An 18,926-nucleotide genomic window follows, 5' to 3' on the forward strand; every position below is an offset into this window, starting at 1 on the left:
GGCGGGCTACCCCCGGAACCGGTCGGCGATGAGCCCCTCGGCGGCGGCGGCCTCGATGGGCATGGAGAACACCGCCCCCTGCCCGTAGTCGCACTCCACCGTCCGGAGGTGGACGAGCTGCGCCTCGCTCTCTATCCCCTCCGCCGTGACGTCCATGTCGAGGTTGTGGGCCAAGGTCACGATGGCATGGGCGATCTCGAGCCCGGCGTCCCCCTCGCCCACCCGCCGGATGAAGGTGGGGTCGATCTTGAGGGAATGGATGGGAAGGCGGTCCAGGGCCGCCAGCGACAAGGAGGCGTCGCCGGCCCCGAAGTCGTCGATGCCCACCTGGACGTCCAGGGCGGCAAGGTCGAGGAGGGCCCCGGCCAAGGCCGCCGGGTCCGAGAGCAGGGACCGGTCCGCGATCTCCAGGCGGAGCCGGCACGGCTCCAGGCCCGTGTCGGCGAGCACGCGGCGGACCTCCCCGCCGAAGCCCGGCCGGGACAGGGTGCCGCCCCCGATGTTGACACCGAGGAAGAGACGCGGCCCGCCGTTCATCCGCCGGTGCCAATCGTGGACCTGGCGGCTCGCCTCCCGGAGCACCCACAGGTCGAGGCGCTCCATGAGCCCGGCCCGCTCGGCGGCCGGGAGGAAGGCCTCGGGCTCGAGGAGCCCCCGCTCCGGGTGCCGCCACCGGACAAGGGCCTCGAAGCCGCTCACCCGGCCGGTCCGGAGGGTGACGATGGGCTGGTAGAAGACCTGCAGTTCGCCGGCCTCGACGGCGCGGCGCAGCTGTGCCTCGATCCGCTCGCTCTCCGCGGCCAGGGCGTGGAGCTGAACGTCGAAGACCTCGTGGCGGGACTTTCCCAGGGACTTGGCCCGGTACATGGCCATGTCGGCGTCCCGGATGAGGTCCTCCGCCCGCGCGGCACCCTGGCCGCCGAAGGCGATCCCGATGCTGGCGGAGACCCGGACCCGTCGGTCGCCGAGGGGGAAGGGCGCCTCCAGGGCGCGCTGGATCCGCTCCGCCACCCGGGTGGCGTCCCGGATGTGCCGGATCCCGTCCACGAGCACCGTGAACTCGTCCCCGCCGAGCCGGGCCACGGTGTCGCCGGGACGGACGCACTGGAGGAGGCGCCGGCCCACCTCCCGCAGCACCCGGTCGCCCGCCGGGTGGCCGAAGGTGTCGTTCACCTGCTTGAACCCGTCGAGGTCGAGGAAGAGCACGGCGAAACGCCGGCGGCGGCGGGGCGCCGACCGCAGGCACTGGCCGAGCCGGTCGAGGAAGAGGACCCGGTTGGGGAGATCCGTCAGGGGATCGTGGAAGGCCGCCCGGACCGCCTCGGCACCGGCGGACTCCCGGGTGCTGTGGTCCTCGTGCCCGCCGAGGAGCCGCACCGGGCATCCCGCGCCGTCCCGCACGGCGGCCCCGCGTCCCTTCACCCACCGGTAGGCGCCGTCGGCCTGCCGGAGCCGGAAGTCGCACTCCCAGCATTCGTTGCCGCCCTCGAGGTGCATCCCGATCCGGGCCTCCAGCCGCGGCCGGTCGTCGGGATGGACGCGCGCGAAGAACGCCTCGGGGTCCCCGGCGGCGGCTTCACCCCGTCCGAGGCCGAGGGCCGTCCCGAGCGCCGGGCTGCAGGTGAAGGTCCCGGCCGCCAGATCCCACTCCCACGACTCCGGGGGAAGGCACCGGGCCAGGGCCTCGCACCGGGCGGCCATCGCCCGCGCCCCTTCCCGGCCGGCCCTCAGGGCGGCCAAGACCCCGCGAAGCCGCCGGAAGAAGGCCCTATCCAGCGCGCCCGCGGCCACGCACTCCAGGACCCCGGCGGCCTCGGCCGCCTCCTGGAGCGGCCCCGGGGCCTCGGGCCCCAGCACCATCACCACCGGGAGGGCCGGGTACCGCCGCCGGATCCGGCGGGCGAGGTCCAGGCCCTCCGACCCCGGGCCGGCGGCATCCACCAGGACGGCATCGTAACGGTCGCGGCGGAGCGCTGCCAGGACCCGGCCCCGCCCGGCCACCCACTCGAAGACGAAGGACACCCCCGCGCCGGCGCCCGGCGGCGTCCAGGCGCCGGGATCCCCGGTCACCAGGATGCGGAAATCGCCATCTCCCACGCGGCCCCCACCCCCGTCGGGGGAATCGGCTCCACGAACCCGGGAGCGGGACGACCGGCCGCCCCCGCCCGCCTCGCCGGCGGGCACCTCGTGGAAACCTCGTGGAATTATGCCAGAGCCGTCGCGCATGGTCAAAAAAAACCGTCCGGGGCCATGAAATCGGGGCATGACCGCCGCCCGAACCTTTTTGCAATTTTTGGACCAAAAATGCAGCCGCAGGGGCCGAGACGCGGCGCCGGCCCGGCGAGGCCCCGGGGCCGCGGTTCAGCGGGTGCCCCAGCCGCCGAGGCCGGCCAGGTCGATGTAGAAGACGAAGGAATCCTCGTCGGGGGTGTGGTCGACCCGGAACTCGAGGCTCCAGCACCCGGCCTTGTAGCGGAAGCCGTAAGAAGAGCGGAGTTCCTCCCAGGGCTCCTCCAGGGAGCGCTGGGTCCGCAGCGTGAGGGTCCAGGCGGGGGTGAGCACCGCGTCCAGGACGGCGTCCAGGGTATGGATCCGCTTCGCCCGGTGGTAGCGGTAGGTGAGGCCGAGCCGGTCCCCGGCCGGGGACCGGAAGGTGGCCTGGGTCCGGTGCGTGGTCACCCCCTGGCCGTAGACCCCGAAGGTGGTGTCGCTCCGGAGGGTCACGAACTCGTTCGGGTTCAGCTCCAGCTCGGCGAGGAGATCGGTGAAGGGCCGCCGTTTCTCCCCTGGGCCGAGGCGCCGCCGGCTCTCGCGGACGTCGAAGCCCTCCTCGAGCCGGAGGACGAGGGGATCCCGGTAGGTGAAACGCCCCCCCGGCCGATCCCGGCGGGTGGTCACGAAGTTCAGGAGGGATAGGACGAGGAGGTTTTCCTGGCCGAGCCGGTCCACGGCGTCGATGCCCGGCAGGCCGTCCACGTCCTTGGGCGGCCGGTAACGGTAGGAGAGGACGGGGCGGAGGGTATGCCGGACGAACCGCCCGCCGCCGAGGTCGAAGGTCCGGCCGAGGGTGGTGCCGAGATCCGCCGCCAGCTCGTGGGTGAAACGGTTGCGGTCGAGGTCCGTGGCCCAGCCCTGGCAGTCGCCGCCGATCCGGTACAGCGTCTCCCGCGCGGTGGCGCTCACGAGGAAGTCCGCCACGCCGCCGAAGTCCACCGGGAGGGCGAGGCGCGGGGCGAGGTCGAGGCGCTGCGATTCGAGTCCGCGCTCGCGCCAGTAGTTCACGTACTCGGCGCGCCAGTCGTAGTAGAGGGGCGTCCGCCACAGCCGGCGCCGGAACCCCTCCACCGCCACCCGGGGGAGCGTCTGCAGGGTCTCGTCCTGGGCGTCCTCCAACAGATTCTGGTGGAAGCGCGCCTCGGCCCCCCAGAAGTGGTCCTCCCACGTCCGCGCCAACTGGAAGGTGGAGAGCCGGATCACGTCCGTCTCGTCGTTGAGGCTGCGGTTGAACCACTTCCGGAACATCCGGTTGGTGGCGCCGAATCCCATGGGCCCCTCCCGGAACTCCTCGAAGTAGTCGCGGTCGCTCACCAGGTCCACGTCCAGCTTGGCCGCGACGCCCAGGGGCAGGTCCTGGTCGGCCTTGGCCCGGACCCACCACCGGCGGGCATTGCCGCGGACCTGGCCGTCCCCGTCGAAGTCGTCGTCCACGAGGTTGTCGTGGAGGTAGCTGTACCGGATGACCCCGAGGGATGCCGGGGAGAGAGCGTACCGGAACTCCCCGCCCAGGAGCATCCCCCGGTTGGCCAGGTACCGGGGCGAGAAGGTGGCGTCGAAGCTGTCGCCCAAGGCCCAGAAAAAGGGCAGTTCCAGCTCGAACCCGTTCCGGCTCGAGGAGGTGTAGTAAGGGGTGAGGAACCCGGTCTCCCGCTCCTGGTTCACGGGCCAGGCCGCCAGGGGCGCGTAGAGGACCGGTACATCCTTGACCCGAAACGTGGTGTGGGCGGCCACCGCCAGGCCCGAGGCCCGGACCCGGAGCCGCCGGCACCGGAAGCTCCAGGCCGACCGCGGCACCGGGCAGGTAGTCACCACGGCGTCCTCCACCTCGTACTCGTCCTCGCCGGTCCGCCGGATCGTCCGGGCGGCCAGGGTCACGTTGTTCCGGCTCAGGAAGAGCTCCGCGTCCTCCACCGTGCCGGTGGCGGTGGCGAGGTCGAGGTCGGCCCGGCTGCCCCGGAGCACGTCGCCCCCCGTGCGGAGGGTGACGTTGCCCCAGGCCTGCAGCCGGGACCGGCGCCGGTCGTAGGCCACGGTGTCCGCCTCGCAGGTCATCCCGCCGCGGCTCGCACGCACGTGCCCCTCCGCCACCACCAGGTCCCCGTCGGCATGGTAGGTGATCCGGTCCGCCTCCACCCGCCAGGGCACGGCCGCTCCCGCCGCCGTTCCGGCCGCGAGGACGGCCACCGCCCAGGCCAGGGCCGCAAACCAGTGCGCTGCAGAGGAGGATCTCGCCATGTCGTATCCGGGTCTCCGTGGGCTCGACGGCCCTACCCTACGGGGACGCCGCCGGCGGGTCAATCCCGGCGCCGCCGGGGCGCGCCGCACCGCCCGCGCGCGGCCTCGATCCGCCCCCGGCACCTCCATCAAGCCCGGGGCCGGGACAAGCGGCGGACCACCTTGTTCCGCCAGGTCATGCGGAGCCAGATCCGGGCCAGGGTGGCCAGCGGGAGCGGCCGGCTCACCACCCGGACGCGGCCGGCCTTCACCGCCCGGATGACGGAGGCCGCGTCCGGCTCGGCCTCCACCAGGGTGTACGTGGTGTGGAACTGGACCCGCTGGTGCGCGTCGGAGGTCCCCACCATGGGCAGGCCGTACCGGGCGGCCAGCGCCTGGGCCGGCCGGTTGAAATCCACGCCCCGCCCCCGGAAATGGCAGTACTCCACCGCGTCGAAGAGGTGCACGTTGGCCCGGAAGCGCCCGCGGAGGGCACAGGGGCTCGGGTAGAAGGGGTGCGGGGCGATGACCAGGGTCTCCTCCCGCCGCAGCCGCACCAGGGCCTCGAGGCTGGATCGGTCCACCTCGGCGGGGTCCACGTTGTAGAGAAGGACGTGGCGCCCCTCGATGGTGGCCTCCATGCCGGGGATCAGCACGATGCCCCGGTCCCGGGCGTAGGCGGCCAGGCGCTCGTTCCAGGTGACCCGGTTGTGGTTGGTGATGGCGAGCACGCCGTAGCCCGCCGCCCGTGCCATGTCGATGAGGTCCTCGGCCGTGTAGCGGACGAGGTCCTCCGGGTCCTCCGCGGTGTGGAGGTGAAAGTCGGCCTTGAGCAGGGCCGTCACGCCGGTCTCCGCCTGAGGCGCAGCCGGTGGAGGACGGGGGAGAAGAGACGCGCCGCCCCGGCGAAGGCCCCCACCAGCACCGCGGTCTCGATCCACCCGAGCCCGGCGCCCCGGCGGACGAAGAGGAGCGGGACCAGGGACTCCAGGGTGTGGTCGAGGAGCGGGACGGGGTGGCCGCCCTCGAGCCCCATCCGGCGCTTGGCGAAGCTGGCCGCGAGGTCGCCCGCCATGGAAAGGGCCGCCAGGAGGGCGCCGCCGCCCCGGCCGAAGGGCGTCAGTCCGCCGACGGCCGCGCCGCCCGCCACCGCCAGCGCCAGCCCCCGCCAGGTCTTGTGGTCCCCGAAGACGGGCCGGCCGTCCCGGAAGCGGCGTCCGAGGTCCACCGGCGCCCCGAGGCGCTCCCCCAGGAGCGCCCGGCCCAGGATGGGGAGGAAGTTCGCCGCCCCGAGGACGGCCAGCAGGGCGGCGTCCCGGGAGAGGAGTTCCTGGAACCCGGAGGTCACGGCGCCGCCTCCCCCACGCGGCGGAGGACCACCAGGCACCGCGGGTGCCCGGTGAGGGGAACCCGGGCCGTCACCGGCTCCGCCGCCCAGCCGGCGGCCCGGAGCCCCGCCCGCGCGGCCTCGAGCTCCGCCGCCCCACCTGGCCCCTTCATGGCGACCAGCATCCCCCGGGGGCCGAGGACCGGCCCGGCCAGCGCCGCCAGGTGCGCCAGGGATCCCACCGCCTGGCTCACCGCGAGGTCGAAGCCGCCCCCGGGCCGCCGCCGAGGCACCTCCGGCTCCCCCACCCGACCGTGCTCGGCCCAGATTCCCTCGAGGCCGAGGCGCGCGATGACCGCGCGCAGGAAGGAGACCTTCCGGGCCACGGCGTCCACCAACACCACCTGGAGGCGGGGGCGAAGGATCTTGAGCAGCAGGCCCGGAACGCCCGCCCCGGTCCCGATGTCGATCACCCGGGCGGGGCCCGGCGGGACCAGGGGCAGGAGAGTCAGGGTGTCGCCGAGGTGCTTTCGGACCCGGGCGGCGGGGTCGCGCAGGCCGGTCAAGTTGAACCGGCGGTTCCAACGGGCCAGTTCCTCGAAGTAGGCCCCGAGGGCCGCGGCGGCATCCCCCGCCTCTCCGGCCTCGGCCAGGAGGGCCCGGATGAGGGCCTCAGGCGAGGGGGTCCCGGGCGAGGTTTTCAAAGGTGGAGTACTTCGAGACGAAGGCCAGGCGGACCACCCCCGTGGGACCGTTGCGCTGCTTGCCCACGATGACCTCGGCCGTGCCCCGGTTGGGGTTGTCCTCGGAGCGGTTGTAGACCTCGTCGCGGTAGATGAAGGCGATGACATCGGCGTCCTGCTCGATGGCCCCCGACTCCCGCAGATCCGCCATCTGGGGCCGCTTGTTGGGCCGGTCTTCCACCTTTCGGTTGAGCTGGGAGAGGGCCACCACCGGCACGTCCAGCTCCTTGGCCATGGCCTTCAGGGACCGGGAGATCTCGGAGATCTCCTGCTCCCGGCGCTCGCTGCCCCCCCGGCCCCGCATGAGCTGGAGGTAGTCCACCACCACCAACCCCAGGCCGTGCTCGGCCTTGAGCCGCCGGGCCTTGGCGCGCATCTCGAGCACGGAGAGGGCCGGGGTGTCGTCGATGAAGATCCGGGCCTCCGACAGGTTCCCGGCCGCCCGGATGAGCCGCGGCCAGTCCTGCTCCGAGAGAAAGCCCGTCCGGACCTTCTGGGCGTCCACCCGGGCCTCGGAGCAGAGCAACCGGAGGGCCAGCTGCTCCTTGGACATCTCCAGCGAGAAGACGGCCACGGGCACCCCGTGCTCCAGGGCCGCATGCTGGGCGATGTTCAGGGCGAAGGCGGTCTTTCCCATGCTGGGCCGCCCGGCGACGATGATGAGGTCCGCCGGCTGGAGCCCCGCAGTCATCCGGTCGAGCTCGCCGAAGCCCGTGGGCACCCCGGTGACCAGCTCCTTTCGGGCGTAGAGGTCCTCCACCCGCTTGATGCTGTCCTTCATGACGTCGCGGACGGCATGGAAGGCCTGGTGGATCTTGAGCTGGGAGATCTCGAAGATGCCCGCCTCGGCCCGCTCGAGGATCTCGTCCACCTCCCCGGCCTCCTCGTAGCAGGTGGCGGCGATCTCGGAGGCCTTCTCGATGAGGCGCCGGAGGATGGCCTTGTCGCGGACGATCTTGGCGTAGTAGGCCACGTTGGCCGCCACGGGGACGGCCTCGGTGAGCTCGGCGAGGTAGGCGGCCCCGCCTGCGGCCTCGAGCCGGCCCGCGGCCTTGAGGGCGTTGTGCACCGTCACGAGGTCCTGGGGCTCGTTGCGCTCCGAAAGATCCAGCATGGCCTGGTAGATGAGGCCGTGGGCCTCCCGGTAGAAGTCCTCGGGGCGGAGAATCTCCGCCACACGCGAGAGCGCGCCGTCCTCGATGAGGATGCCGCCGAGCACGCACTGCTCGGCCTCGAGGTGCTGGGGGGGGAGCCGGTAACCGGCCAGGGGCGGGGAGGGTTTCCGTTGCGAGAGCTGCATGGCCATCACGCGGTCGGCCGGGCCGAGGGGGCGGACACCGCCCCCGGGCACCGGCACCGGGAATCATCCAGCAGGAGGCGGGCCCTGGGGACCCGGGCTCCACGCCCGCCGCCGGTTGGGCGGCGGGCGCCGATCAGGCCTCCTGGGCCACCACCTCGACCTTGAGAGTGGCGGAGACCTCCGGGCCGAGCTTGACGGGAACCTCGTAGGTCCCGAGCTGCTTGATGGGCTCCTCGAGGAGGATCTTTCGCCGGTCCACGGTGTAGCCCTGGGCCTCGATGGCCTCCGAGATGTCCATGGCGGTGACGGAGCCGTAGAGCCGGTCCTCCTCGCCCACCTTCTTGGCGATGGTGAGGGTCATCCGCTCGAGCTGCCCGGCCAGGGCCTGGAGTTCTTCCTTCTGGCGGGCGGCGCGGGCCAGGATCTTCTCGCGCTGGCGCTCGAACTGGGCGAGGTTCCGCTTGTCCGCCACCAGGGCCTTGCGGCGGGGGAGAAGGTAGTTTCGGGCGTAGCCGTCGGCCACCCGGACCACCTCCCCGGCCATGCCCAGCGAATCGATGCTCTCGGTCAGGATCACTTCCATTATTGCGACCTCCGTGAAACCCGGAAGTGGGAAAGATTCAAGTGGTGTCGCCCGCGCCGCCCCCCCGTCCGAGGGGGAACCAGGTGTGCAAGAGCCCCAACGCGGCCGCGGATAATAGACCATACCACTGGAGGCTTAGCAACACGTAGAAGCCCCAGCGGAGGTAGCCCGGCACGCGCCGCCGTTCCATGTGGAAGGCGATCACCGACAGCCCCTGGACGAGGTAGACCCCGCCGAGGCCGAGGAGCAGGTTGTCGCCCACGGCCCCGGCCCCGCCCCTCCCGTAAAGGGAGAGGAGACCGGCGGCGATGAAGGGCCAGACGAGGGCCTCCGGGAAGCGCCACAGGCGGAAGGCCGGGCCGAAGACCTCCCGCCCCGCCCAGCGGTGGATCAGAAGCCGGGCCACGAAGAGGTTGGCCAGGGCCACGGTGAAGAGGGAGAGGAAGAGGATCCCCGGGAGGAAATGGAGCGTTCGCGCCCGGAGGGCGGCCACCTCCGCCTGGACCTCTTCGGGGGTGAGCCCCGGCGGCGGGCGGTTCGAAAGGACCCCGAAGGAGCTCTCGAGGCCCCGGCCCACCTCCCCGCAAAGGGCCTCCCAGGCCTGCCCGGCGTCTCCCCCGCTCCCGAGTGCGAGAAAGAAGGCCAGCGAAACGGCGAGCACCAGGACGGCGGTCCAGAGGGCCCGGGGCCCGGACCAGGCCAGGTGCCGGGCCCGGAGCAACAACCCCGCCAGCAGTCCCGTCTCCAGGATCCAGAGCCCGCCCCGCCCGCCGAGCAAGAGCGCCGAGGCGAGGAGCGCCGCCCCGACGGCGGCCATGACACCGCGGATCGCGGCCGCGGGGCGCCAGCCCTCGAGCCAGGCGGCAGCGGCGCCGGCCCCGGCCAGCTGGAGGACCCCGGCCAGCGGCGGCGCCACGGCCGGTACGAGGAAGACCCCGGCGACCGCCGCCAGGCGGAGGCCGGCGTCGAGCCCCCGTGGGGCGGGGCGCGGCGGCATCCTACCGGGATCGGGCAAGGGCCGGCGGGGACGCGGACGGATCAGTCACCCAGGGCGTGGCCGGAGGTGAAGGGCAAGAGCGCCATGATCCGCGCCTGCTTGATGGCGGTGGTGAGCCGCCGCTGGTGGCGGGCGCAGGTCCCGGTGATGCGGCGGGGGAGGATCTTCCCGCGCTCGGTGATGAAATGGCGGAGCGCCGCGGCGTCTTTGTAGTCGATGACCAGGGACTTGTCGGCGCAGAAGCGGCAAACCTTGCGGCGGCGGAAGAAGCGGCGGCGCTTCGGACGGCGGGGACGCTGGAACTGCGGGGATCCGTTGGACATGGGGGGCCTCCTCTGTCGCCGTTACTCGGCCGGCTCGTCTGTGGCCGGGGCCGGTGGCTCGGCCGGGGTTTCTGGCTCGGCGGCGGGCGCAGGCTCTTGCCGGGGCGACGCGGCCTCCGGTGCCGCGGCCTCGGCGGGGGCCTCGGCGGCCTTCTTCTGGGCGAGGGCCTCTTTCTCGCGGGCGATGGCCTCGGCGTCGAAGGTGTCGTCCTTCTGGAGGGTAAGGAACTTCAGGGCCCGCTCGTCGATCCGGAGGACCCGGGTGATCTCGGCCACGGTGTCGGGGGTGGCGCCGTACTCCATGAGCACGTAGTAGCCCTGGGTGTGCTTCTTGACAGGGTAGGCCAGCCGCCGGAGGGGCCAGGGCGCCTCCTCGACCACCTGGCCGCCGCGGCTGGTGACGATCCCGCGGAGGGCCTCGCCCACCGCCGCGCGGTCGGCCTCTCCGAGGTCGGGCCGCAAGAGGTAGAGGGTTTCGTAGTAACGCAGGGACATCGGGACCTCCTTTCGGGCACGAAGTGGCGCCGGCCCGGCGGGCCGGTGCAAGGAGCGAGGTTGGTCCGAGCGCCCTAGATACACGGAATGCCGGCAATCGTCAAGGCCGGCGGGGGCGGCGCCCCCTATTCGGCGGCGGCGTCCCGGAGAAAACGCCGGAGCGACACCTTGAAGCCGAGGTTCATGGGGACGAAGAAGTTCATCCCCACCCGGCTGCCGAGGAGCCGGCGTCCCATGCTCCGCCACGAGTAGACGTGGCGGAGCACCCGGTGGTAGCCCTCCAGGAGCTGCCTGGGGGTCATCCGCCTGGGCCGGAAGACCACGTGGGCGGTGTCGTACTCCTCCCACCGCTCGTGGAGCAGGCGGCCCTCCTTGCGAAGCCGGGCGTGGAGGGCGGTGCCGGGGTAGGGCGTGAGGATGCCCACGTAGACGGCGTTGAGCCGGGCCCGGTCCACGAATCGGGCGGTGCGCTCGAAGACGCCGGGATCGTCGTGGTCGAAGCCGAAGATGAAGGAGCCCTGGAGGCCGATGCCGTGGGAACGGATCACCTCCACGGCCTCCAGGACGTCCTTCGGGTCGCGCACGGGCTTTCCGATCCGCCTCGCCTCCGCGTCCTCGCAGAGGGTCTCGAAGCCCATCTCGAGCCCGAGGCACCCCGAGGCCGCCATGGCCTCGAGGAGGTCGGGGCGTTCGGCCAGGGAGATGGAGGCCTGCCCGAACCACTTCAAGCGGAAGGGCCGGATGGCCTCGAAGAGGGCCAGGGCGTGGTCCGGGTCGCCGATGATGTTGTCGTCCACGAAGAAGACGCAGTTCTTGAGGGCGAAGCGCCGCTCCGTAGGGCGAAGCTCCCGGAGCTGGGCCACCACGTCGTCCACGGGGAAGGTCCGGTGGCGCCCGCCGAAGAACCGGGTCACCGAGCAGAACCGGCAGGCGTGGGGGCACCCCCGGCTGGTCTCGATGAAGGTGACCGGGAGATACCTCCCGGCCTCGAGGAGGTCCCGCCGGGGCGGGCGGGCGACGGCGAGGTCCGGCCGATCCCGGGCCAGGTAGAGCCCGGACAGGCGCCCCTCCCGGGCCTCCTCCACCACCCTGGGCCAGACCCCCTCCGCCTCGCCCACCACCACGGCGTCGGCGTGGCGCAGGGCCTCCTCGGCCATGACGGTGGGATGCATCCCGCCCATGACCACGGGGACCCCCATGGCCCGGAACCGGTCGGCGATCTGGTAGGCCCGGGGCGCCAGCGGCGTCATGGCGGTGATACCCACGAGGTCCGGCTTGGGCTCCCAGGGGATGGGCGAGACCTTCTCGTCCACGATCCGCACCCGGTCGCCCGGCGGCGTATACGCCGCCACCGTGGGCAGCCCCAGGAAGGGAAGCCGGAAGTAGAAGTTTCCGCCGAGGAGCTTCGAGGGTGCCAGGGGCGAGACCAGCAGGATGTCCAGGGAACGCCGCCGGGCCACCGGGCTCAGTCCTCCTCCCGGAGGTGGTGCCTCGGGTCCACGGGCCGCATGAGGGCGTTGACCACGAAGGCCACGGCCAGGAGCCCCGCCATGAGGAACATGGTGGTGTTGTAGAGGCCGCTGGTGGGATCCGGGGTGCCCGCCGGGGCGATCTCCATGAGCTTGGCCACGGTCACGGTCTTCTGCCGCACCAGGAGATCCAGCTGGTCGATCCCGGCCCCGAAGGCCCGGCGGAAGGCCTCCGGGTCCACCTTTGCCGCCAATGCCTCGATGGCCCGGTGCAGGGATCGCTCGCGGAACGAGGTGATGGCCAGCGGCCCCAGGACCCCCGCCGTGCTCCAGGCGGTGAGGATCCGGCCGTGGATCCCGCCGACGAACTTCGTCCCGAAGACGTCGGCGAGGTAGGCGGGGATGGTGGAGAAGCCGCCCCCGTACATGGTGAAGATGAGCATGGTGGCCGCGTAGAAGTAGACGAGCCAGACCACGGAAGGGTTGGCGCTCACGCCCCGGGCGCACCAGGGGATGGAGAGATAGAGGACGATCCCCAGCACGAAGAAGAGGGCGAAGGTGCGCTTCCGGCCCAGGTAGTCGGAGACGCTGGCCCAGAAGAACCGCCCCGTCATGTTGAAGACGCTGATCATCATGACGTAGGTGGCGGCGAAGGCCCCGTCCACCACGTGGGGGAGCGTGGTCCCGAAGATCTCGGTCATCATGGTCTTGGCCACGCCGAGGACCCCGATCCCCGCGGTGACGTTCAGGCAGAGGATCAGCCAGAGCTGGTAGAACTGGGGCGTCTTCAAGGCCTGGTCGATGTGGACGTGCTCGCGGGTGATCATCTTCCGGGCGGCCTGGTCGTGGTCCAAGGGGATCCAGCCCTCCGGCTTCCAGCCCGGGGGCGGTATCCGGTAGGAGAAGGCCGCCGCCAGCATGACCACGGCGTAGAGAAGGCCCAGGGCGAAGAAGGTCTCGGCCACGCCCACGCTCCCGGTGCCCACGAGGTAGACGCCCTCCGGCCCGGGTTGGATCATCCCGGCCAGGTCCCTGGCCCCCACCACCACCACCTCGCGGAGCGTCCCGGCCACCTCGGCGAAGCGCTTGCCGCCCTGGGTCACCAGGTGGACGGCGTCCACCGGGCCCAGGTACTCGGGGGCCCGGTAGAAGTGGCGGATCAGGAACTCCTTGAGCGGGGCGCCGATCATGGCCCCGCCCCCGAAGCCCATGATGGCCATCCCGGTGGCCATCCCCCGCCGGTCGGGGAACCACCGGATCAGGGTACTCACCGGCGAGACGTAGCCCAGGCCGAGGCCGCATCCCCCGATGACGCCGTAGCCCAAGTAGACCAGCCAGAGCCGGTGGAGGAGGATGCCCAGGCCGCCGACGAGGTAGCCGCCGCCCCAGCACAGGGCGGCCACCACGCCCACCTTCCTCGGGCCCACCTCCTCGAGCCACTTGCCGGCGAAGGCCGCCGACAGGCCCAGGAAGACGATGGCCACGGTGAAGACCCACACCACGTCGCGGATGCTCCAATCGCCGGCGGCGCTGGTCACCACGCCGAGGGCCTTGACCAGGGCGGGGTTGTAGATGCTCCAGGCGTAGACGGAGCCGATGCAGAGGTGGATGGCCACGGAGGCCGGCGGCACCAGCCACCGGTTGAACCCGGGCCGCGCAACGATGCGTTCCTTGGACAAGAGTCCCGCCATGCGGAGGTACCTCCTTTCCGTTCCGGATGAGACTCCCGGCGAGATTAGACAAAAACGCGGCCCTTCGCCACCCTCCTCCTCCCCGGACCGCGCCGGCGGGTTGCCTCCACACGCCGGCGAACCTATTTTGAGATGAGAAACACCCGGACGGGCGGGAGGACGAGACCATGCCCATCATCAAGATCAAGATCGGCCGCAACATCGGCGAGCTCACGGACAGCCTCCACCGGATGGCGGGCACCCTCCTGCGCTACGGCAACCCCGTGGTCTTCTTCGGCCAGGGGTGGTCGCCCTCGGTGGACGTGTACCGGGAAGGCGAAACGGTCTACGTGGTGGCGGCCCTGGCCGGGGTGGCCCGGGAAGACGTCCAGGTCACCCTGGAGGCCCCGTATCTCCGGATCGCGGGCGTCCGCCGGCCGCCCCCCCAGAAGGAAAGCCGGCACTTCTACCAGATGGAGGTGGAATACGGGCCCTTCGAGCGGATGGTCCGCCTCCCCTCCTACATCGACGAGAACAAGGTGGAAGCCGTCTTCGACAACGGGCTCCTCACGGTCCGCCTGGAGCGGCGGAAGCCCGAGGCGCCCACGAAGATCACCGTGACGGGCTGAAGGGATACGACATGGAAGGCACGAACCACGGGCAGAACGCGACACGGGAAACGGTCCGGGAAGTCCCCTTGATCCCCAGCCGGGGAATGGTGCTCTTTCCCCACATGGTGGTCCCCTGGAGCGTGGAGGACCCGGGCCTCGTCCGCCTGGTGGACGACGCCCTGGCCGCCGACCGGACCATCGCCGTGGTGCCGGTGAGCCCCGGCCAGCGGGAGGGGGAGCTGGACCTGCGCCCCGTTGGGACCCTCGCCCTCATCCTCCGGATGGCCAAGGACGACGAGGGCCACGCCAAGCTGCTCCTCCAGGGCGTCTCCCGGATCCGGGTGCTCAAGATCACCGGCGACGAGCCCTATCTGCGCGCCAACGTGGCCTCCGTGGCCGACGAGGTGCCGGAGGGCGACATCGAGATCCGGGCCCTGGTGGTGAACCTCCGCCAGCTCTTCGTCCGGGTGCTGGAACTCGCCCCCAACCTCCCCGGCGAGCTGGGCGGTATCGTGAACACCGTGGACGACCCCGGCGTCCTGGCCGACATCGTGGTCAGCCACCTGAACATCCCCCCCGAGGAGAAGCAGGCGGTCCTCGAGGCCTTCGACGTGAAGCGCCGGCTCGAGATCGCCCTCGGCATCCTGGCCCAGCAGCACGAGATCCTGGAACTGGGCAAGAAGATCCAGGGCAAGGTCAAGAACCAGGTGGAGAAGACCCAGAAGGAGTTCTACCTGCGCGAGCAGCTCAAGGCCATCCGCCGGGAGCTGGGCGAGGGGGAGGAAGGCGGCGACGAGGTCCAGGAGATCCGGGAGAAGCTCGAGGCCAAGGGGCTGCCGGAGACCGCCATGGAGGAAGCCGAGCGGGAACTGGCCCGCCTGGCCCGCATGCATCCCTCCTCCTCCGAGTACACCGTGGCCCGGACCTACCTCGACTGGCTGGCGGAGCTGCCCTGGTCGGAGGCCACCGAGGACCACCTGGACATCGACCGCGCCGAGCGGATCCTCGACGAGGACCACTACGACCTCGAGAAGGTCAAGAAGCGCATCCTCGAGTACCTGGCCGTCCGCAAGCTCAAGCCCGACTTGAAGGGCCCCATCCTGTGCTTCGCGGGGCCGCCCGGGACGGGCAAGACCTCGCTCGGGAAATCCATCGCCCGCGCCATGGGCCGCAAGTTCCTGCGGATCTCCCTGGGCGGCGTCCGCGACGAGGCGGAGATCCGGGGGCACCGCCGCACCTACGTGGGCGCCATGCCGGGGCGCATCATCCAGGGGCTCCGCAAGGTGGGCGTCAACAACCCCGTCTTCATGCTGGACGAGATCGACAAGCTCGGCATGGACTTCCGGGGCGACCCGGCATCGGCGCTGCTCGAGGTCCTGGACCCGGAACAGAACGCCACCTTCACGGACCACTACCTGGGCGTGGAATTCGACCTCTCGAAGGTCCTCTTCATCGCCACGGCCAACGTGCTCGACGCCATCCCCGGACCGCTCCTCGACCGGATGGAGGTCATCGAGCTGGCGGGCTACACCCTGGAGGAGAAGCTCCAGATCGCCCGGAAGTACCTGATCCCCCGCCAGCTCGAGGCCCACGGCCTCACCCGGGCCCACCTCACCTTCGACAAGCGGGCCCTGGAGCGCCTCATCACCGCCTATACCCGGGAGGCGGGCGTCCGCAACCTCGAGCGCGAGATCGCCGCCGTCTGCCGGGGCGTGGCCAAGGAGGTGGCCAAGGGGCGGACGGAAAAGGTGCGTATCCGCCTCTCCTCCCTCCAGGAATACCTCGGCCCGGCCCGGTACGAGTCGGAGGTGGCGGAGCGGACGCGGCTGCCCGGCGTGGCCACGGGGCTGGCCTGGACGCCCACCGGGGGCGAGATCCTCTTCATCGAGGCCACCAAGATGAAGGGCCCGAACCGCCTCATCCTCACCGGGAAGCTCGGCGAGGTCATGAAGGAGTCGGCCCAGACCGCCCTGAGCTACATCCACTCCAAGGCGGCGGAGTACAAGATCCCCGAGGAGGCCTTCCAGGACCAGAACATCCACATCCACGTCCCGGCGGGCGCCATCCCCAAGGACGGCCCCTCCGCCGGCGTCACCATCGCCGTGGCCCTGCTCTCCCTCTTCACCGACCGGCCCGTCCGGCCCGAGGTGGCCATGACGGGCGAGATCAGCCTGCGGGGCCTGCTGCTCCCCGTTGGGGGCATCAAGGAGAAGGTCCTGGCCGCCCACCGGGCCGGGATCAAGGAAGTCATCCTCCCCCGCCGCAACGCCAAGGACCTGGAAGACGTCCCCGAGCCGGTCCGGAAGGCCCTCACCCTCCACCTCGTCTCGAAACTCGACGACGCAGCGGCCATCGCCTTCCGCGGGGAACGACGGAAGAAGCCCAGGGACTAGGGCGGGAAATCACCCGCCCACCCCTTCCGGGCCGAAATGGATTTAATTTTTCTATTTCTTCAAAAGGAACTATAAATAAATTCCATTGGACCCAGGCGCCGGTGCCGGGTATCCATAGGGCGGGATGGAGGACGACGCCCCACGGAGGTCCTGAGATGCGAACACTCTCCGCCGCCTGCCTCGCCGCCGCCCTGGCCGGCCTCACAGCCTGCGCCGGGGTCTCCGGCGGGCCGGCCGATCCCACCGCCTGCAAGGGAAAGATCCAGAAGATCGAGGGGGGAACCCTCACCGTCAAGTGCAAGAAGGGCGGCACCGCCTCGGCCGTGCTCCCCGCCGAGGAGGCCAAGAAGTACAAGGTGGGAGACCGGGTCAAGATCCAGGAGGGCAAGGTGACCCGGATCCTCGGCGACGCCTGCTGAGCCCGCCTCCGCCCGAGCCCCCGGCCGGGCGGGAGGGCCCCCGCGCCGAAGGGTTCAGGCCCCTTCGCGTTTCAGGAGGGCCATGGCGTATCCCTCCAGCGGCACCCGGACGCAGGCCCGGCCGCCCGCCTCCCCGACGCTGCAGGGGCCCCGGCCGCCGAGGAGGTCGCCCAGCCGGCACCCCGGCGGCGACAGCCGATGGTCCACCGTGACAAGGTCGCCCCGGGGCGATCCGGAGAGATTCATGACCACCAGGATCTCGTCCGTGTCCAGGATCCGCGAGAAGGCGAGGGTGCCGGGCACCTCTCCCGGGAAGTCGAAGCGCGCCCCGTCCCTGGAGGTCTCGCGGAAATACTGGCGGCCGTAGCGCAGGGCGGGTTCCCGGGCCCGCACCTCCGCCACGGCCCGGATGCCCCGGTAGATGGGGTTCGACTCGTCGAAGAAGTGGACCCCGGTGGTGTCGAAGGCCCCCCACCGCCCCCCGAACATGCACTCGCGGACGTAGCCGTCGTTGTCGCCGCCCCCGTCGAAGCCCTGCTCCGTGCCGTAATAAATACAGGGGATGCCCTGGGCCGAGAGGAGATACCCCACGGCCAGGACCGCCTGCTCCGGGAAGGGGTTCCGGTGCATGAACCGCCGGTAGGGCCGGGCCATCTGGTCGTGGTTGTCCACGAAGGTCACGAAGTAGCGGCCCGCCTCGCCGTGGTCGGCGTAGAGGGTCCGGAACCGCTCGTAGCGGTCCCGCAGGAGGACCGGGCTCCGGAACCCCTTCACGACCTCCTCGAGGACGAAGTAGAGGGGAAAGTCCAGGCAGGCGTCCAGGGAGGGGAAACGCTCGCTCGTGCCCGCGATGCGGCTGTTTCGGCCGATATAGCGCTGGATGACCGCGTCGTCCCCGACCACCTCCCCGAAGATGAAGAAGTCGGCCTTCCCGATCCGCTTGGCGTACTCGCGGACGGCGTTACAAAAGAGGGCCGTGGCCGAGTCCTCCATGTGCTTCACCGTATCCACCCGGAACCCGTCCACGTCCGCGTAGGCGATCCAGGACTTGTAGCTCCGGATCAGGGCGTCTAGCACCTCCGGCCGGGTGATGTCCAGCTCCTTCAGGCTCAGGAAGTCCCCGTTGACCGCCTCCTCGGGGTCGGACCAATCCCGGATCTGCCCCCGGCGCTTGTACCGGTCCGGCGACTGGAACTCCCGCGGCCACACCGCGTCGTCGGGCTGCAGCCCGGACGCGGGGTCGACCTTTCGCCAGAACCCGAAGTCGAAGGGCCCCGGCGCCGCCTTCCAGTAATAGTACGGCTGGTCCCCCGGGTAGGCCCAGTTGTCGCCGGTATGGTTGAGGATGATGTCCAGGATGACGCGAAGGCCCACCTCGTGGGCCCTCCGAACCAGGGCCCTGAGGTCCTCCTTCGTCCCGAACCGGGGGTCGACCTCGAGGAAGTCCTGGATGCCGTACCCGTGGTAGGTATCGTTCCGTTCCACCCGGTTCTTGAAGACCGGGCTGAGCCAGATGGCCGTGCAACCGAGGTTCCGGACGTACTCGAGCCGCCGCATGACGCCCCGGAGGGTGCCGCCCTGGAAGAGCCGCCCCTGGGCCGGGTCGCGCCCCCGGGGCGCCGTGGCGGGATCATAGGGCGGCGTGCCGGGGCGGCCGTCGTCGAAACGGTCCACGAGGAGGAAGTAGATGAACTGGTCCCGCCAGTCCGCCGGCGAGGGAAAGACCTCGGCCGGGGGCGCGAAATCCACGCGGTCCAGGGTGTCGATCCATTCGCCCATGGCCCACCTCCACCGCCCTCGGGCGCGCCACGCGGGTTCAGAGGAACCGCCCCCGGCCCCGCCGCGTCGAGCAGCACCGCCTCACCCGTGACGGCGTTGCCGCCCGAATCCGGGGGCGTCCTCTCGCGGAGCCCCTCCCAGGGCCCCACGTCGTGCCGGCATCCGACGGCCGGAGACGGCCGAGGGCCGCCTCCGGGCAAAACGCACTCAGCGCCAGCCGAAAGGGCCGCCCGCCGGGTAACCCATCCGTACGCCGCCTGCAGGGTACCCCATCCGCACGCCGCCTGCCGGGTAACCCATGCGAACTCCGCCGGCCGGGTAACCCA

16 protein-coding genes are annotated in these 18,926 nt (G+C 71.4%); 3 read left to right on the forward strand and 13 right to left on the reverse strand.

What is annotated here, in order from left to right; genetic code table 11:
* Positions 1-6: 6 nt before the first annotated feature.
* From HCU62_RS10835 to HCU62_RS10890, 12 genes are all read right to left on the reverse strand, one after another.
* Entirely contained in the window at positions 7-2,097 is a 2,091-nt protein-coding gene (locus HCU62_RS10835) for a putative bifunctional diguanylate cyclase/phosphodiesterase (protein WP_163297591.1), read from the reverse strand.
* Between the two features lie 264 nt (positions 2,098-2,361).
* Positions 2,362-4,512, reverse strand: coding sequence for an LPS-assembly protein LptD (locus HCU62_RS10840; RefSeq protein WP_163297592.1), 2,151 nt, complete (start codon positions 4,510-4,512; stop codon positions 2,362-2,364).
* 128 nt (positions 4,513-4,640) lie between these two features.
* A complete protein-coding gene (locus HCU62_RS12750; protein ID WP_163297593.1) occupies positions 4,641-5,336 on the reverse strand; it encodes a PHP-associated domain-containing protein in 696 nt (231 codons plus the stop codon).
* Positions 5,333-5,839: a CDP-archaeol synthase gene (locus HCU62_RS10850; protein WP_163297594.1), complete on the reverse strand. Its 507-nt coding sequence runs from the start codon at positions 5,837-5,839 to the stop codon at positions 5,333-5,335. Before HCU62_RS10850 ends, HCU62_RS12750 begins: the two co-directional genes overlap by 4 nt.
* Positions 5,836-6,522, reverse strand: a complete 687-nt coding sequence (rsmG, locus tag HCU62_RS10855) for a 16S rRNA (guanine(527)-N(7))-methyltransferase RsmG (RefSeq protein WP_163297595.1) — start codon at positions 6,520-6,522, stop codon at positions 5,836-5,838. The genes HCU62_RS10850 and rsmG overlap by 4 nt, the downstream gene beginning before the upstream one ends.
* On the reverse strand, positions 6,491-7,861 hold the full coding sequence (dnaB, locus tag HCU62_RS10860; RefSeq protein ID WP_163297599.1) for a replicative DNA helicase: 1,371 nt from the start codon (positions 7,859-7,861) through the stop codon (positions 6,491-6,493). Before dnaB ends, rsmG begins: the two co-directional genes overlap by 32 nt.
* 133 nt (positions 7,862-7,994) lie before the next feature.
* Entirely contained in the window at positions 7,995-8,444 is a 450-nt protein-coding gene (rplI, locus tag HCU62_RS10865) for a 50S ribosomal protein L9 (protein WP_163297596.1), read from the reverse strand.
* Between the two features lie 37 nt (positions 8,445-8,481).
* Complete coding sequence (locus HCU62_RS10870; protein WP_169755627.1) at positions 8,482-9,441, reverse strand: DUF2232 domain-containing protein; 960 nt, start codon at positions 9,439-9,441, stop codon at positions 8,482-8,484.
* 41 nt (positions 9,442-9,482) lie between these two features.
* Positions 9,483-9,764, reverse strand: a complete 282-nt coding sequence (rpsR, locus tag HCU62_RS10875) for a 30S ribosomal protein S18 (RefSeq protein ID WP_163298999.1) — start codon at positions 9,762-9,764, stop codon at positions 9,483-9,485.
* A 21-nt stretch (positions 9,765-9,785) separates the two neighbouring features.
* The gene (gene rpsF, locus HCU62_RS10880) at positions 9,786-10,259 is read right to left on the reverse strand and encodes a 30S ribosomal protein S6 (protein ID WP_163299000.1); all 474 of its coding nucleotides are present in this window, start codon (positions 10,257-10,259) and stop codon (positions 9,786-9,788) included.
* A 125-nt stretch (positions 10,260-10,384) separates the two neighbouring features.
* Positions 10,385-11,719, reverse strand: coding sequence for a B12-binding domain-containing radical SAM protein (locus HCU62_RS10885; protein WP_163299001.1), 1,335 nt, complete (start codon positions 11,717-11,719; stop codon positions 10,385-10,387).
* A gap of 5 nt (positions 11,720-11,724) precedes the next feature.
* Entirely contained in the window at positions 11,725-13,419 is a 1,695-nt protein-coding gene (locus HCU62_RS10890; protein ID WP_163299002.1) for an OFA family MFS transporter, read from the reverse strand.
* Positions 13,420-13,586: 167 nt separating this feature from the next.
* On the opposite strand from HCU62_RS10890, the gene HCU62_RS10895 reads away from it, so the two are divergent.
* The 3 genes from HCU62_RS10895 to HCU62_RS10905 all read left to right on the forward strand — a co-directional run bounded on the left by HCU62_RS10895 (position 13,587) and on the right by HCU62_RS10905 (position 16,821).
* The gene (locus tag HCU62_RS10895; protein WP_163299003.1) at positions 13,587-14,027 is read left to right on the forward strand and encodes an Hsp20/alpha crystallin family protein; all 441 of its coding nucleotides are present in this window, start codon (positions 13,587-13,589) and stop codon (positions 14,025-14,027) included.
* Between the two features lie 11 nt (positions 14,028-14,038).
* Positions 14,039-16,402 carry an endopeptidase La gene (gene lon, locus HCU62_RS10900; RefSeq protein WP_163299004.1) on the forward strand — a complete coding sequence of 788 codons (2,364 nt, stop codon included), beginning with the start codon at positions 14,039-14,041 and terminating at the stop codon, positions 16,400-16,402.
* Positions 16,403-16,557: 155 nt separating this feature from the next.
* Complete coding sequence (locus HCU62_RS10905) at positions 16,558-16,821, forward strand: S1 domain-containing protein (protein ID WP_163299005.1); 264 nt, start codon at positions 16,558-16,560, stop codon at positions 16,819-16,821.
* A gap of 54 nt (positions 16,822-16,875) precedes the next feature.
* Here HCU62_RS10905 and HCU62_RS10910 read toward each other — a convergent pair whose 3' ends face one another.
* Positions 16,876-18,600, reverse strand: coding sequence for an alpha-amylase family glycosyl hydrolase (locus HCU62_RS10910; protein WP_163299006.1), 1,725 nt, complete (start codon positions 18,598-18,600; stop codon positions 16,876-16,878).
* Between the last annotated feature and the right edge of the window lie 326 nt (positions 18,601-18,926).

The organism is Dissulfurirhabdus thermomarina (assembly GCF_012979235.1).
Taxonomy (GTDB): Bacteria; Desulfobacterota; Dissulfuribacteria; order Dissulfuribacterales; family Dissulfurirhabdaceae; genus Dissulfurirhabdus; species Dissulfurirhabdus thermomarina.